Source organism: Rheinheimera sp. MM224, assembly GCF_947090785.1.
GTDB lineage: Bacteria > Pseudomonadota > Gammaproteobacteria > Enterobacterales > Alteromonadaceae > Pararheinheimera.
Map to the genome: position 1 here is coordinate 691,950 of NZ_OX352320.1, position 13,547 is coordinate 705,496.

General features: G+C 46.2%; 13 protein-coding genes. 6 read left to right on the plus strand and 7 right to left on the minus strand.

Annotation, left to right across the window (positions count from 1 at the left end):
* Positions 1-52: 52 nt before the first annotated feature.
* Complete coding sequence (locus OM978_RS03380) at positions 53-1,891, minus strand: protein-disulfide reductase DsbD (protein ID WP_264345521.1); 1,839 nt, start codon at positions 1,889-1,891, stop codon at positions 53-55.
* On the minus strand, positions 1,884-2,204 hold the full coding sequence (cutA, locus tag OM978_RS03385) for a divalent-cation tolerance protein CutA (RefSeq protein WP_264345522.1): 321 nt from the start codon (positions 2,202-2,204) through the stop codon (positions 1,884-1,886). Before cutA ends, OM978_RS03380 begins: the two co-directional genes overlap by 8 nt.
* Positions 2,205-2,418: 214 nt before the next feature.
* Here cutA and OM978_RS03390 point away from each other — a divergent pair, with 214 nt between their 5' ends.
* Both OM978_RS03390 and groL read left to right on the plus strand, forming a co-directional pair.
* Positions 2,419-2,709, plus strand: a complete 291-nt coding sequence (locus OM978_RS03390; protein WP_053423916.1) for a co-chaperone GroES — start codon at positions 2,419-2,421, stop codon at positions 2,707-2,709.
* Positions 2,710-2,760: 51 nt separating this feature from the next.
* Positions 2,761-4,398, plus strand: coding sequence for a chaperonin GroEL (gene groL / locus OM978_RS03395; RefSeq protein ID WP_264345523.1), 1,638 nt, complete (start codon positions 2,761-2,763; stop codon positions 4,396-4,398).
* Positions 4,399-4,791: 393 nt separating this feature from the next.
* Here the strand turns inward: groL and OM978_RS03400 are convergent, their stop codons facing one another.
* The 3 genes from OM978_RS03400 to OM978_RS03410 form a co-directional block, all read right to left on the minus strand.
* A complete protein-coding gene (locus OM978_RS03400; RefSeq protein ID WP_264345524.1) occupies positions 4,792-5,673 on the minus strand; it encodes a restriction endonuclease in 882 nt (293 codons plus the stop codon).
* A gap of 246 nt (positions 5,674-5,919) precedes the next feature.
* The gene (locus tag OM978_RS03405; RefSeq protein ID WP_264345525.1) at positions 5,920-6,204 is read right to left on the minus strand and encodes a type II toxin-antitoxin system RelE/ParE family toxin; all 285 of its coding nucleotides are present in this window, start codon (positions 6,202-6,204) and stop codon (positions 5,920-5,922) included.
* Positions 6,201-6,485: a type II toxin-antitoxin system RelB/DinJ family antitoxin gene (locus OM978_RS03410; protein ID WP_264345526.1), complete on the minus strand. Its 285-nt coding sequence runs from the start codon at positions 6,483-6,485 to the stop codon at positions 6,201-6,203. The genes OM978_RS03405 and OM978_RS03410 overlap by 4 nt, the downstream gene beginning before the upstream one ends.
* 284 nt (positions 6,486-6,769) lie before the next feature.
* On the opposite strand from OM978_RS03410, the gene katG reads away from it, so the two are divergent.
* From katG to glpK, 4 genes are all read left to right on the plus strand, one after another.
* Positions 6,770-8,998, plus strand: a complete 2,229-nt coding sequence (gene katG, locus OM978_RS03415) for a catalase/peroxidase HPI (RefSeq protein WP_413690885.1) — start codon at positions 6,770-6,772, stop codon at positions 8,996-8,998.
* Positions 8,999-9,199: 201 nt separating this feature from the next.
* Positions 9,200-9,472, plus strand: coding sequence for a type II toxin-antitoxin system Phd/YefM family antitoxin (locus OM978_RS03420; RefSeq protein ID WP_264345527.1), 273 nt, complete (start codon positions 9,200-9,202; stop codon positions 9,470-9,472).
* Complete coding sequence (locus tag OM978_RS03425) at positions 9,469-9,762, plus strand: type II toxin-antitoxin system RelE/ParE family toxin (protein WP_264345528.1); 294 nt, start codon at positions 9,469-9,471, stop codon at positions 9,760-9,762. Before OM978_RS03420 ends, OM978_RS03425 begins: the two co-directional genes overlap by 4 nt.
* A 171-nt stretch (positions 9,763-9,933) precedes the next feature.
* Positions 9,934-11,412 carry a glycerol kinase GlpK gene (glpK, locus tag OM978_RS03430; RefSeq protein ID WP_264345529.1) on the plus strand — a complete coding sequence of 493 codons (1,479 nt, stop codon included), beginning with the start codon at positions 9,934-9,936 and terminating at the stop codon, positions 11,410-11,412.
* A 138-nt stretch (positions 11,413-11,550) separates the two neighbouring features.
* Here glpK and OM978_RS03435 read toward each other — a convergent pair whose 3' ends face one another.
* Together OM978_RS03435 and OM978_RS03440 are read right to left on the minus strand one after the other, a co-directional pair.
* A complete protein-coding gene (locus OM978_RS03435; RefSeq protein WP_264345530.1) occupies positions 11,551-12,420 on the minus strand; it encodes a bile acid:sodium symporter family protein in 870 nt (289 codons plus the stop codon).
* A 319-nt stretch (positions 12,421-12,739) separates the two neighbouring features.
* The gene (locus tag OM978_RS03440; RefSeq protein WP_264345531.1) at positions 12,740-13,546 is read right to left on the minus strand and encodes an ImmA/IrrE family metallo-endopeptidase; all 807 of its coding nucleotides are present in this window, start codon (positions 13,544-13,546) and stop codon (positions 12,740-12,742) included.
* Between the last annotated feature and the right edge of the window lies 1 nt (position 13,547).

A 13,547-nucleotide genomic window follows, 5' to 3' on the forward strand; every position in this document is an offset into this window, starting at 1 on the left:
TTCAGGCAAAGTCAGAGCCAGTCTGACTTTGCCGTGAGTAGCGCGGAAATTTTTACTGCAGTATTGGGCCTAAATGGGCACTAAAATCTTTCGGTCCCATGAAGCCAGTGATGCGAGATTGCGTTAATTCGCTGCCGTTTTTGTCAAATAACAGCAAAGTTGGCAAACCTAAAACCTGAAAATGATCCAACAATTGCTGATCCTGATCGGTCGCATTGGTCACATCTATCTTAATTAAGGTGAACTGCGCCATTAAGCTTTTCACTTCGCCATCAGCAAAAGTGATGTGCTCAAACTCTTTACAGGCCACACACCATTCGGCGAACAAATCGACCAGCACAGGTTTACCTGCTTCGGCTGATTTTTTCACTTCCTGTTGCAGCTCATCCAAAGTTTTCACCAGTTTAAATTCGGTGTTTTGTGTCTGAGTGGCTTGCGTAGTTGTCACTGTAGTTCCAGGCAACCAATACCATAAGTTTGCGCCTGTAGTTCCCAGCACAATCACTAAGGCCAGCATCCAACTGATACTTTGGCCTGTAGTGCCGGAAGAGAGCTGCTGCGATAAGCGGTGTAAATATACGGCCAGCATTAACAAGACTAGAGTTGCGGCAATCACCACCACGTAAGCAGGCAGGAAACGGCTCAGTAGCCAAACTGGTACTGCTAATAACAGGAAACCGAAGCTGGCTTTGACGACATCCATCCAGGCACCGGCTTTAGGTAAAAACTTACCGCCAGTGCTGCCTAAAATCAGCAAAGGCAAACCCATACCCATACTTAAGATATACAGCGTTAAAGCACCCAAGGCTAAATCGCCGGACTGAGCTACATATAAAAGTGCCGCTGTTAAAGGTGCTGTAGTGCAAGGCGAGGCGACTAAACCTGATAACAAACCCATCAAAGCCGCACCTTTAATGCTGCCACCTTGTTGTTTGTTGCTTAAGCTATTCACCTTGTTTTGCCATTTCTCCGGCAGGCTTAAGTTAAAGACGCCAAACATAGCCAAAGCCAAAGCGACAAATAAAATGCTGATGGCAACCAGGACTATAGGGTGCTGAAAGTAGGTTTGGAATTGCAAACCTAAGCTTGCGACCAATAAACCCAATAAGGAGTAGCTGACCGCCATACCCTGCACATAAGCCATCGACAAACTAAAAGCGCGTTTGCCGGATAACTGCTGGCCTTGTCCTACAATAATGCTGGTTAAAATAGGATACATAGGGAAAACACAAGGCGTAAAAGCTAAACCTAAACCCAACAGGAAAAACAAAAACAGCGCTTTGACTGTGCTGTCGGTTTGTAGTTTATCCAGCAGTTGCAGTTGTTCTGACACAGGAGCTGTAGAAGTTGTTGAAGTATTCGCTGCAGAGTTATCAACTATACCCAAAGCGGCTGCGGCATCAGCAGTGCTGGCACTCGCTGCCGGGCCTTCGTCAGCGGCTGGCGTTATCAGTGGAATATCCAGCGTTTGCACCGGATAACATAAACCTGCTTCAGCACAGCCCTGGAAGCGCACTTTGAGCATGGCTTCAGAGCCTAATTGGCTCAGTGGAATATCCAGTACCACCTGATGGAAATACACCTCTGAATCTTGATAGTATTCGTCGTGGATCATCACGCCTTTTGGATACTGCGGATGGGAAAAGGCCGCATCTATACCCACAAACTTAAACTTGTCTTTATACAGGTAGTAACCGTCCGCTATGGTAAAGCTGACTTGTAATTTCGCCTGGCCTGTTGAATCGTCCTGCTGACGGAAATCCATCACAAAAGCCTGCTCTACCGGCAGAAACTGTGAACCTTGCTGCAAGGCAGCCAGCGCATTGGTACTTTGGGCCTGGCTTATAAAAGAGAGACTTAACAGCAGGCTAAATAAAAAACTCTTAATCACGACTCGTTACCTCTTGAACCCACTGTAAATAGGGGGCGAATACTTGTTGCGCGGCAATGGCAATAATTTCAGGCACTTCATACGGGTGTAAAGCACAAATGGCCTGTTCAATTTCGATAAAATCTTCTTTCCTGGCCTTAATTAACAACGGAATTTCAGTGCTTTGTTCAAGTTTGCCCTGCCAGACATAATGCGATTGCACCGCAGGCAAAACGTTAACACAAGCCGCCAGTTTTCGCTCCAGCAAGTGCTGAGTTATGCGCTCTGCCACCTGTAAATCAGGACAATTGCATAAAATCAGTTCCATCATCATGGTCGAATCCTCTTTGTCACGGCAAACAAGACCCGCGAAGTACTGGTTTTGTTGCACAAAACACTGTGTTTGCACAAAAAATAAGCAGAAACACTCAAAAGCGCAAAATTTTTAAAAAATAGCCCTTGGGTTCATAAGGAGATTGCCCCATATAGCTGACATTCAATTTAACAATCAATGTTAAACCCAAATCGCTTTTAGGAGATAAAAAAGCATGAATATTCGTCCATTACACGATCGCGTCATCATCAAGCGTTTAGAAGCTGAAAGCAAATCCGCTGGTGGTATTGTGCTGACTGGCGCTTCTGCTGAAAAATCTACTCGTGGTGAAGTTGTTGCTGTAGGCAACGGCCGCATTTTAGAAAACGGCACAGTCCGTCCTTTAGATGTGAAAGTCGGCGACAAAGTGATCTTTGGTGCTTACGTAGAACGCACTGAAAAAATCGAAGGCCAGGAATATGTCATCACTAAAGAAGACAACATCCTTGGCGTGATCACCGAATAATTAAACCGAACTTTCTAATTTAATTTCAAAGTATTCAGAGGAATTTTTAAAATGGCTGCAAAAGAAGTACGTTTTGGCGATGACGCCCGTAACAAGATGCTCAAAGGCGTCAACATTTTAGCAAACGCAGTGCGCGTTACTTTAGGCCCTAAAGGCCGTAACGTCATTCTGGACAAGTCATTTGGTTCGCCAATGATCACCAAAGATGGTGTATCTGTTGCCAAAGAAATCGAGCTGGAAGACAAGTTCGAAAACATGGGCGCACAAATGGTGAAAGAAGTTGCTTCTAAAGCCAATGACGAAGCCGGTGACGGTACTACTACTGCCACTGTGTTAGCGCAAAACATTATCAACGAAGGCGTAAAAGCTGTTGCTGCCGGTATGAATCCAATGGATTTAAAACGTGGTATCGACAAAGCTGTGATCGCTGCTGTTGCTGAACTGAAATTATTATCCCAGCCATGTGCCGACACCAAAGCAATTGCTCAGGTGGGTACTATCTCTGCAAACTCTGACGATGAAATTGGCCAAATCATTGCCAATGCCATGGACAAAGTAGGCAAAGAAGGCGTGATCACTGTTGAAGAAGGCCAGGGCTTAGCGAACGAGCTGGCTGTGGTTGAAGGTATGCAGTTTGACCGTGGTTACCTGTCTCCGTACTTCATCAACAACCCGGAAGCTGGCCAGGTAGAACTGGACAACCCGTTCATCCTGACTGTTGATAAAAAAATCAGCAACATCCGTGAATTACTGCCGGTATTAGAAGGCGTGGCCAAGTCAGGCAAACCACTGCTGATCATCGCTGAAGATTTAGAAGGCGAAGCTTTAGCTACGCTGGTTGTGAACAACATGCGCGGTATCGTGAAAGTTTCTGCGGTGAAAGCTCCAGGTTTCGGTGACCGTCGTAAAGCTATGCTGCAAGACATTGCTGTATTAACTGGCGGTGTAGTGATTTCTGAAGAAATCGGCTTAGAGCTGGAAAAAGCAACGCTGGAAGATTTAGGTACTGCTAAACGTGTTGTGATCACCAAAGACAACACCACTATCATTGATGGTGCCGGTGAGCAGGAAGCCATTGACGGTCGCGTGAAGCAAATCCGTCAACAAGTGGAAGACGCCACTTCAGATTACGATAAAGAAAAACTGCAAGAGCGCCTGGCTAAGTTAGCTGGTGGTGTTGCTGTGATTAAAGTAGGCGCTGCCACTGAAATCGAAATGAAAGAGAAAAAACACCGCGTAGAAGACGCGCTGCACGCAACCCGTGCTGCCGTTGAAGAAGGCGTAGTACCTGGCGGTGGCGTGGCTTTAGTACGTGTAGCTGCCAAGCTGGTTGACCTGCGTGGCATCAACGAAGACCAGAACCACGGTATCAAAATCGCACTGCGTGCGATGGAAGCACCTCTGCGTCAAATCGTTGATAACGCCGGTGAAGAGCCATCAGTTGTGGTAAACAACGTGAAAAACGGTTCAGGCAACTACGGTTACAACGCTGCAACTGGCGTGTACGGCGATATGCTGGAAATGGGTATCCTGGATCCAACTAAAGTTACCCGTTCTGCTCTGCAGTTCGCAGCTTCTGTTGGTTCTCTGATGATCACCACCGAAGCTATGGTCACAGAACTGCCGAAGAAAGACTCTCCATCAATGCCAGATATGGGCGGCATGGGCGGAATGGGCGGAATGATGTAACTTAGTTACGTCATTGTTTCTTAAAGGAAAACCCGGCATATGCCGGGTTTTCTGTTTATGGGGGGGATTTTTAAGGGGCCAAACAGCTCTCTGAACCAGCCCAACCACCACCAACTACTACGTTCGCCCGTTCGCGCCTCCCGCGCTCACTTTTGATCGCTCACTACGCAGTTACTGGTGTTTGGTATTAGACTTTGTTCATTTCCTCTTCGCTAATCGTTTAAGTATAACTGACCGAGCCGAAGCATTATCTATACCTAAACCCGCAGAAATCTGAGCTTCGGCAATTCTTATTTCTGCCAAGAGTTGCTGCGCGTCCTGTTTTGCATTTGAAATTGGTTTTGATTGTATTGGCTTCATCAGTATCTCTATTAGGTTACAGAATAAGCATAATCAGAAAATATCACGCACCCTTACGAATGGATTACCGCTTTCAGCGGCCCTCCGTACTTTTCTTGAAACGACATCTGCAAAAGCAATATTTCGGTCTAACATTTCGTATAGATCTAATCCATCCATACATATAATCTTTTTTCCACGGCCAAAAGCTTTTAGTCCTTCTTCTGAAAAACCACTTTCGCTAATGAATATCCCTCTCGACCAAGCAGCCTTTTGTTCAATCTTTCCTTGGAAAGAATGCAGATCGGATACGCCAATTGGTGTATTCGTCCATTTTGCCTCCAGCAAATATGTCTCTGACGACAACTCAAAACTGCCATCTATCTGTTCTCCAACTAGACGAAATGATGCACGTGGCATGAGTCCATTAATTTCAAAGAGTTCTGTTAGAAATTTTTCAAATGCAAAACCACGTTGTTGCGGTTGAAGATTACTCAAATCGATCAATCTATCTCTAAGTAAAACTGAGATTCTCGGATCGATTGAAGTTCGTGCTTGAAAAGGCTCTCTTTTGGCTGGTTCAACAGGTTTGTTGCCCCCCAAGCGCTCAAGCAGAGAATAAAACTCTCTTTCTGCATTTGGAAATCTATCTTCTGCACTGATTCGACGTCGGTTGGCTTCACGATACTCCCACAAAGCCTTTAGCGTTTTTAGCCTTGTGGCCTGCCCACTCGTTTTAAGGAAATATCTAAGTCGCTTGGCTTTACTTGTTCCTTCTAGTTCATAACAAGGATCATCGATTTTTATTCCCAACTCATCGTCGAAAAATTCGGAAAATGTTTTATTGCTGAAGTCTAATACATAGCCACTACCCATCTCAAACAAGTCTTCAATAAGTCTCATATCAATCGTTTTTATCTTTGTTAGTTCAGGCATTCTTTGACTCTGCTGTTAATAAAAGTTGAGGCGAGGCAAGTGTTGTTACTAACCGCAAACCTGCCACTTGTTAAATTCACTTTATCTTCTAGGGGCCAAGAGCAATTGACGTTTATGGTTTGTTGCAAGTGGCTCGCAGCTGGGGGAGTCTCAGTAGGAGCTTTGAGCTGAGCCCGCACTAACTTTCTTGACTTGTATGGGCTTAAATTGTTACGTCAACTGTCAAATTTAGCCACTATTCCAAAATTATCTTTCTAGCCCGGGAAACTGCTGCTTTTGATGCAAAACCCGCATAACCCGGATAGTTGAACCATCAATCCAATAAGAAACAATCATGGATACTTCAGGAATAATCAGCAAACGACCACGGACCGAAGCGCGCTGGATACCCATTAACGGGTGATCCAATAGATTTTCGACTTTGGCTTCGATAAGTTCATCGGTTCTTTCGGCGGCTAAAGGGTTTACTGCATAAAGGTATTCAAAAATTTTTTCCCTATCGTTCAGCGCCTCCTCTTCCCAGTAAATCATCCGTTAGCTCTACTGCGAATTTTAGCTTTGCGTTCTGCCATGCTGATTTTCGCTTGTTCGTGACTGACGAACTTAGCGTTACCTGTATCCAGTTTTTCAAAGGCAGCATTTACTTGCACTGTGAGCCATTGATCATGGGCGCTGACTTTTCGTTGCTCAGCTGCGAGTTGCTCAGTGAGTTGGCGGCAGGCATCACTTAAAGTTCGCCCCTGACTTTCAGCCATCAGCTGAGCAAGGCGTTTGGTTTCTTCATCAACACGAAACTGAATTCTGGTTTCCATAACAAATCCTCTTAGGTTGTGTGTGTACAAATGTTAGCACTGAATTATGTGAACAGCCAAATCAGGTTGTCGTGTTGCACCGCCGCTGCGCGTCGACTGCAACCTACCTTTGCTCACACCAAACATAGCTCACAGCTCCATTCCCCAAAGCCCCGCCAAAAAATCTTTACAAATTGCTTAAATTCCAGTCAATCACTTAAATTGATTAGAAACGCATTTTCTATTCCATTGGTCTAGTGTTTATCGCGGTGCAGGTTAAACTTTAACCAATGGAGGGAGCGCATATGCTTCAACGGAAAACAACATTACTATCGGCTTTAGCAGTCGCCGTTTCGATAGCTTTAACTACACCTATAGCCAATGCAGAAAGTATGAATAAGGGCAACCAGTTCTGGTGGCCTGAACAACTGGATCTGGCGCCTTTGCGTCAGCATGGGGTGGAATCCAGCCCTATGGATCAAGGCTTTAACTATGCCGAAGAATTTAAAAAGCTGGATTTAAAAGCTGTTAAAGCAGATATCACTAAAATTATGACCACGCCACAAGACTGGTGGCCGCCGGATTATGGCCATTATGGGCCGTTTTTTATTCGTATGGCCTGGCACAGTGCCGGTACTTATCGTGTAGCTGATGGTCGGGGTGGGGCTGGTGGCGGGCAGCAGCGGTTTGAGCCTTTAAACAGCTGGCCTGATAACGTCAATTTAGATAAAGCGCGGCGTTTGCTCTGGCCCATTAAACAAAAATATGGCCGGCAAATTTCATGGGCTGATTTAATGGTGTTAACAGGTAATGTGGCGCTGGAGTCTATGGGCTTTAAAACCTTTGGTTTTGCCGGTGGCCGCACTGACGATTGGGAAGCCGATATTGTCTATTGGGGGCCTGAAACCAAGTGGCTGGATGACAAGCGCTACAGCGGGGATCGCAAGCTGCAAAAACCTCTGGCTGCTGTGCAAATGGGCCTGATTTACGTCAATCCGGAAGGGCCAAATGGTAATCCTGATCCTTTACTTGCCGCCAAAGATATTCGCGAAACCTTTGGCCGTATGGCGATGAACGACGAAGAAACAGTGGCCTTAATAGCGGGTGGCCATACTTTTGGGAAAGCGCATGGGGCGCATAAACCTGAAGACTGTGTCGGTAAAGAGCCAGCTGCTGCTGGTTTGGAAGAGCAAGGTTTTGGCTGGAAAAACAAATGTGGCAAAGGCCATTCGGAAGATACAGTCACTTCGGGTTTAGAAGGCGCCTGGACAGTCAACCCCATAGCCTGGACCACTCAGTATCTGGATAACCTGTACGCCTTTGACTGGGTCAAAACCAAAAGCCCGGCTGGAGCCACCCAGTGGATCCCTAAAGATGGTCAGGCCGCGAATTTAGTGCCGGATGCACATGATAAAACCAAACGTCATGCGCCTATTATGTTCACCACAGACTTAGCGCTGAAGGAAGATCCTGAATACCGCAAAATCACCACACGCTTTAAAGAAAACCCCAAGGAGTTTGAACTGGCGTTTGCCAAAGCCTGGTTTAAATTAACTCACCGCGATATGGGGCCTAAAGTGCGTTATTTGGGCTCTGAAGTGCCAGCTGAAACGCTGATTTGGCAGGACGCTGTGCCCGCTGTGGATCATGAATTGGTCAATGCAGAGGATATCAAAGCGCTGAAAGCCAAAGTGCTGTCATCAGGTTTAACAGTGCCGGAGCTGGTTCGCACCAGTTGGGCGGCAGCTGCCAGCTTCCGTGGTACTGATTTACGCGGTGGTGCCAATGGTGCTCGTTTGACCTTAGCACCCCAAAAAGACTGGGCGGTCAATAATCCGGCTGAAGTGGGCAAGGTACTGAAAAAACTGCAGGGTATTCAGCAGGACTTTAATAAAGCCCAAAAGGGTGGGAAAAAAGTCTCGTTGGCCGATTTGATTGTGCTGGCTGGCAGTGCTGCGGTAGAGCAAGCCGCTAAAGCGGGGGGCATCACAGTGGAAGTGCCATTTACACCGGGCCGCACTGATGCAAGTCAGGCGCAAACTGATGTGGAATCCTTCGCTATGCTGGAGCCGCAAGCTGATGGTTTCCGCAACTATTATGGTAAAGATGCGAGTTTATCTCCAGCCGAAGCTTTGGTGGATAAAGCTAATCTGCTGACCTTAAGCGTGCCGGAAATGACAGTGCTGATCGGTGGTTTACGTGCGCTGGATGCCAATACAGGCGGTGCAAAACAGGGCGTATTTACCAACAAACCTGGCACTTTAAGCAACGACTTCTTTGTCAATTTGCTGGATATGTCCACAGAGTGGCGTAAGTCGGCTAAAACTGAAGGCCTGTACGAAGGTGTGGATCGCAAAACCGGTAAATTGAAATGGACAGCCACCCCAGTGGATCTGGTATTTGGCTCGCATTCAGAACTGCGTGCTATTGCCGAGATTTATGCCGCTAATGATGGCAAAGTGAAGTTTACTAAAGACTTTGTCGCCGCCTGGAGCAAAGTGATGACGCTGGATCGGTTTGATCTGACTATGTGATCGCTCTGTTGTTGGAAGTAACTTGTGGAGATACAACTACGGCGGCCTTCGGGTCGCCGTGTTTTTTGAATGACAACCGGATAGTCTAATCTTGGGTTATGGCTATCTTGTTGTCGGATTTTGTTCACTAATGCTATTCTTAACCGCACCAGTAAACAGGTGCTGTTAGTTAGGTCTTCTGCCCATCCGAGGTTTTTCGCTATGTATACAAAATTTTCTGAAGATGTGATCCCGTTATCCGATCTGAAAATAAATCCAGGCAAGGTAGTGGGGCGCACCAACGATACGCACAGACCCATTCTTCTGACCAGCAGAGGGCGCGGTGTAGCTGTGGTTCAAGGGCTGGATGACTATGAAAAAACAGCGGAAGAATTACAGTTTGTAAAAGCCGTGGTACAAGGCTTAGCTGATATTCGTGAAGGTAATACAGTCAGTCTGGATGAAGCCCGCAGACTTTTGGGTGTTGAAGAGTGAAAGTTAGTTTTTCCCGTTCTGCTTTAAAGGATTTGCAGAACATTAAAACCCACTATTCTGAATTGGGTGTACCTGAAATTGGAGTCCGTTTTGTCAGGGATATCCTGAGGCTTACAGAGCAATTACTGAACCATCCTGATTCTGGGCGCAAAGTTCCTGAATTTAATCAGGAGCATATCAGAGAATTAATCCACCCACCTTTTCGGCTGGTTTATCTGCGAGCGGCAGGCGACATCAGTGTGATCCGAGTCTGGCGAAGCGAGCGTTTATTGGTGCTGCCAAAAGATTAGAGCTTGTGAATGTCTTTATAGTCTTCACCAGAAAGAAGCTATGAGTTAGTTCTATTGCCACAAACTATGACAGCTCATCTTCGGGATGCCAGAACAGCCCATTCTTACCTCTTCCCAACTGCATCAGGCCCAGTTAGGCTAGAGCTATCCACACTATTCTAAGAGCCATCTATGCGCCAGCAAGCGATTTTATCTATAGACCAGGGCACCTCATCCAGCCGGGCTTTGTTATTTAACCGCGATGGCAAGGTATTGGCTGTAGCGCAGCAGGAGCTGGATTGTGTCTATCCAGAGCAAGGTTGGGTAGAGCAAGACGCAGAGCTGATTTGGTTGTCTGTGCTGAAGGTCTGTCGGCAGGTGTTAGCGCAGGCGGTGCAGCTGGGTATTGAAGTCTTGGGCGTGAGCATCAGCAATCAGCGCGAAACTACTGTGCTTTGGCATAAAGCCAAAGATCAAGTGCTGGCACCAGCTATTGTCTGGCAGGACAGACGAACAGCAGACTATTGCCAGCAGCTTAAAGATCAGGGCCATGAAGAGTGGGTGCAGCAAAAAACCGGTTTGCTGCTCGACCCTTATTTTTCCGCCAGCAAAATTCAGTGGTTACTGCGCAACAATGCCGATGTGCAGCAGGCGCTGGCCGACAATGAATTAGCCTTTGGCACTATCGATAGTTTTTTGCTCTGGCGTTTAACATCGGGGCAAGTGCACGCTACAGACACCACCAATGCCAGTCGTACTTTATTACTGAATATTCAAAGCTTAAATTGGGATAAAGAACTGCTGCAGTTGTTTGGCGTGCCGGAGCAGATTCTGCCGCAGGTAAAACAAAGCGCTGATAGCTATGGCTTGTGTGATACCCGCTTATTTGGTTTGGCTTTGCCTGTGCTGGCGCTGGTGGGCGATCAACAAGCTGCGGCTATAGGTCAGGGTTGTATTAGTGCGGGTTCGTTAAAAAGCACTTATGGCACAGGCTGTTTTGCCTTATTAAACACTGGTTGTAGCCCATTATTCTCCAAACACAGATTACTGACCACAGTAGCTTTTACTGTGCACGGCCAAACTTTTTATGCGTTGGAAGGTGCCATTTTTGTTGCTGGTGCTGCGGTGAAATGGCTGCGGGATCAACTGGGCGTTATTCAACAAGCCAGTGAAACTGAAGCTTTGGCGCAAAGCCTGCCGGATAACGGTGGTGTCTATTTAGTACCGGCTTTTACCGGTTTAGGCGCACCACATTGGCAACCTGAAGCGCGTGCTGCTTTGGTTGGTATGACGCTTGGTACAGGCAAAGCGCATTTAGCCCGTGCCGCCCTGGAAGCTGTGGTGTATCAAACTGCTGATTTATTGGCTGCCATGCTGGCTGATGGTGCCAAGGCAGAGCAATTGCAAATAGATGGCGGTATGGTGGCGAACAACTGGTTATGCCAGCATCTGGCTGATGTGCTGAATGTGCCTGTGCTCAAACCCAGCCAAAACGAAGCTTCAGCTTATGGCGCTTCGGTGCTGGCAGCAGTGCAACTGGGTTGGTTTGAAAGTCTGGCCGACGTGCAGTTCAGCTCTGATGCGCAACAGTTTTTACCGCAGATGTCAGCAGATAAACGCCAGCAGTTGCTAAGCGGCTGGCAAAAAGCCTTGGCTTCGGTGCTTGCTTAAAACACACAGATAACGAACCCTAATTAATTGATGTTGCAGCGAGGCGACAAGTGAGCGAGACCCCAGGAGCATAGTAGTCCTATGTGACTGGGGCGAACTTATTTTTAATAAAATCAGGCAGTCAACAAAGCTGCAGCTTCAAGTAAGACGGGATTCGTCTTTGCGTAACACCCAAACCGTAAACACACTGGCCGTCACAAACATCAGCAAGCTATAGACGCTGGGGGCTATCGACATGGCGGTGTTTTGTAAAATACCAGTGGTGATCATTAAAGCGAGCGTGCCATTCTGCAGGCCGACCTCAAGACAAATGGTTCTGGCTTGTTTTTCCTGCTGCAGTAAAAACCGGCCTAACCAATAACCCGCAACCATGGTCAGCAGATTTAAAGCTAAAGCAGCAGGTCCGGTTTTTTCCAAAAACAGCCAAAGATCCGCGCCCAGATCGGTCGCTATGCTGATGATCAATAACACCAATACAATCACCGAAAAGCGGCTGATAAAGGGTTGAAGACGAGCTGAGCGTTCAGGCCATTTAAAGTTAAACCACATGCCAAGCAATACAGGCAAAACACTGACAATCATCAAGGTCAGCCAGGTTTTTAACAACGGCAGTTGGAATGAGGTGTTTTCACCGAGGAAGTGTTCTATCGCCCATACGCTTAGCAGTGGCAACGAAAATGGCGTGATAAATCCAACCATAGCTGTTAAAGCGACTGACAAACCCACATCAGCTTTGGCTAAGTAACTGTACAAATTGGAGGTAGTACCACCCGGACACAAAGCCAGAATAAACAAACCTACAGCCAGTTCACCTTGCAGATCAAAAAGATAAATCACCAGTAAAGCCGTAACAGGTAAGAGTAATAACTGCGCTAAAGCTCCGACAAAAAATGCTTTGGGCTGACGGGCAACCTCCTTAAAGTTGGCAGGCCGCAGCGTCATACCAACGCCAGTCATAATCAGAATCAGTGCTATGGGTAAACCAATCTGGGTCAGAGTTTCAAACATTTTATTATTCTTCAAAGAGATAGTGAGTTTACCCTAACTTGAATTTCCTGACTGAGCAAGAGTTGCTCAATTCCCAAGCCTGCAACACTGCTGTTTCACTGCGATCCTTTAGGTAAACAACTAAATGTTATTATTTTTCAAATATGTGGGATCTCGTAAATGGTGAAATCGGCTGGACTCTTAATCTAAGCTACTCCGTGAATTATGAGAATTTGTTATTCACGGAGCATTCTCAGAATCTATGAAATAAACAGCGAACTTTCTCAGAAACCGTTGGATAGCAAGTTCAGGAGTTAGAGTCACAAAATGTTGTTGTGGATTAGCTTGGGGAAGTTATCTTCAGCAAAATTGCTGAGAAGCCGTTTTCTTGAACAAAAGTTTGTCCATGAAGTGAATATGTCGATTGGGGGCCCATATTAACGTTTAGCCAATCATGTACTGCCAATTCAACAAAATCTGAAGTAGAGTTTTGCTTTAAAGCACATACTTGGTAGCTTTCGGGCAAATCATCGTTTTTATTTACCTTCAGCTTATGTTTGAAGTGTCTGAAGTTTCGCCAATTGTACCGAACTTTGCGGTCCTTGATAAAAACTATTGCGACGGCTTCATTACTCAGCGGAATAACTGCATTAGCCGTTGCCTCAAAACTCATTTGGAATAGATCTGCAAGTTGATTGAGCAAAGTTATATCGAGCACTTTATCTTTAAGTTCGGGGAGTAACAGATGTTCTGGCAAGAGTAGTCTTTTCGCAAACTCATTAGCTTCAGATTCCTCATTGCCATCATACCTGCTGAGGTCAACTGATGAACACTCTCGTTGCTCACCGGCATGACTAGGTATAAGAAAATGACCCAGTTCATGTCCGATACTAAATCTTTGTCGTCCTATCGGACGTTTATCGTTAAAAAATATTACTCCACAAGACTTCTCTTTATCAGCTAGGAGTATTCCTTCAATATTTTCGCAAACATCCGGCAAGGGCTGGATTTTTAAAATACCAGTACTTCGAGCAATTTCCTCTACAGGAACAGGAGCTACTATATGAGGACATTGCTTGAAAATACTTTTGGTAAGCTCTTCAGGTGTAAAGCAGTCAGTCAGTTCCATTAAATCAAGTGCGAGCATA

Coding starts and splice junctions, on each gene's coding strand:
- OM978_RS03405 (WP_264345525.1), bottom strand. CDS start 6,204: ATGATTTACTGGGAAGAGGAGGCGCTGAACGATAGGGAAAAAATTTTT.
- glpK (WP_264345529.1), top strand. CDS start 9,934: ATGCGCCAGCAAGCGATTTTATCTATAGACCAGGGCACCTCATCCAGC.
- OM978_RS03420 (WP_264345527.1), top strand. CDS start 9,200: ATGTATACAAAATTTTCTGAAGATGTGATCCCGTTATCCGATCTGAAA.
- OM978_RS03410 (WP_264345526.1), bottom strand. CDS start 6,485: ATGGAAACCAGAATTCAGTTTCGTGTTGATGAAGAAACCAAACGCCTT.
- OM978_RS03390 (WP_053423916.1), top strand. CDS start 2,419: ATGAATATTCGTCCATTACACGATCGCGTCATCATCAAGCGTTTAGAA.
- katG (WP_413690885.1), top strand. CDS start 6,770: ATGCTTCAACGGAAAACAACATTACTATCGGCTTTAGCAGTCGCCGTT.
- OM978_RS03435 (WP_264345530.1), bottom strand. CDS start 12,420: ATGTTTGAAACTCTGACCCAGATTGGTTTACCCATAGCACTGATTCTG.
- cutA (WP_264345522.1), bottom strand. CDS start 2,204: ATGATGATGGAACTGATTTTATGCAATTGTCCTGATTTACAGGTGGCA.
- groL (WP_264345523.1), top strand. CDS start 2,761: ATGGCTGCAAAAGAAGTACGTTTTGGCGATGACGCCCGTAACAAGATG.
- OM978_RS03400 (WP_264345524.1), bottom strand. CDS start 5,673: ATGCCTGAACTAACAAAGATAAAAACGATTGATATGAGACTTATTGAA.
- OM978_RS03440 (WP_264345531.1), bottom strand. CDS start 13,546: ATGCTCGCACTTGATTTAATGGAACTGACTGACTGCTTTACACCTGAA.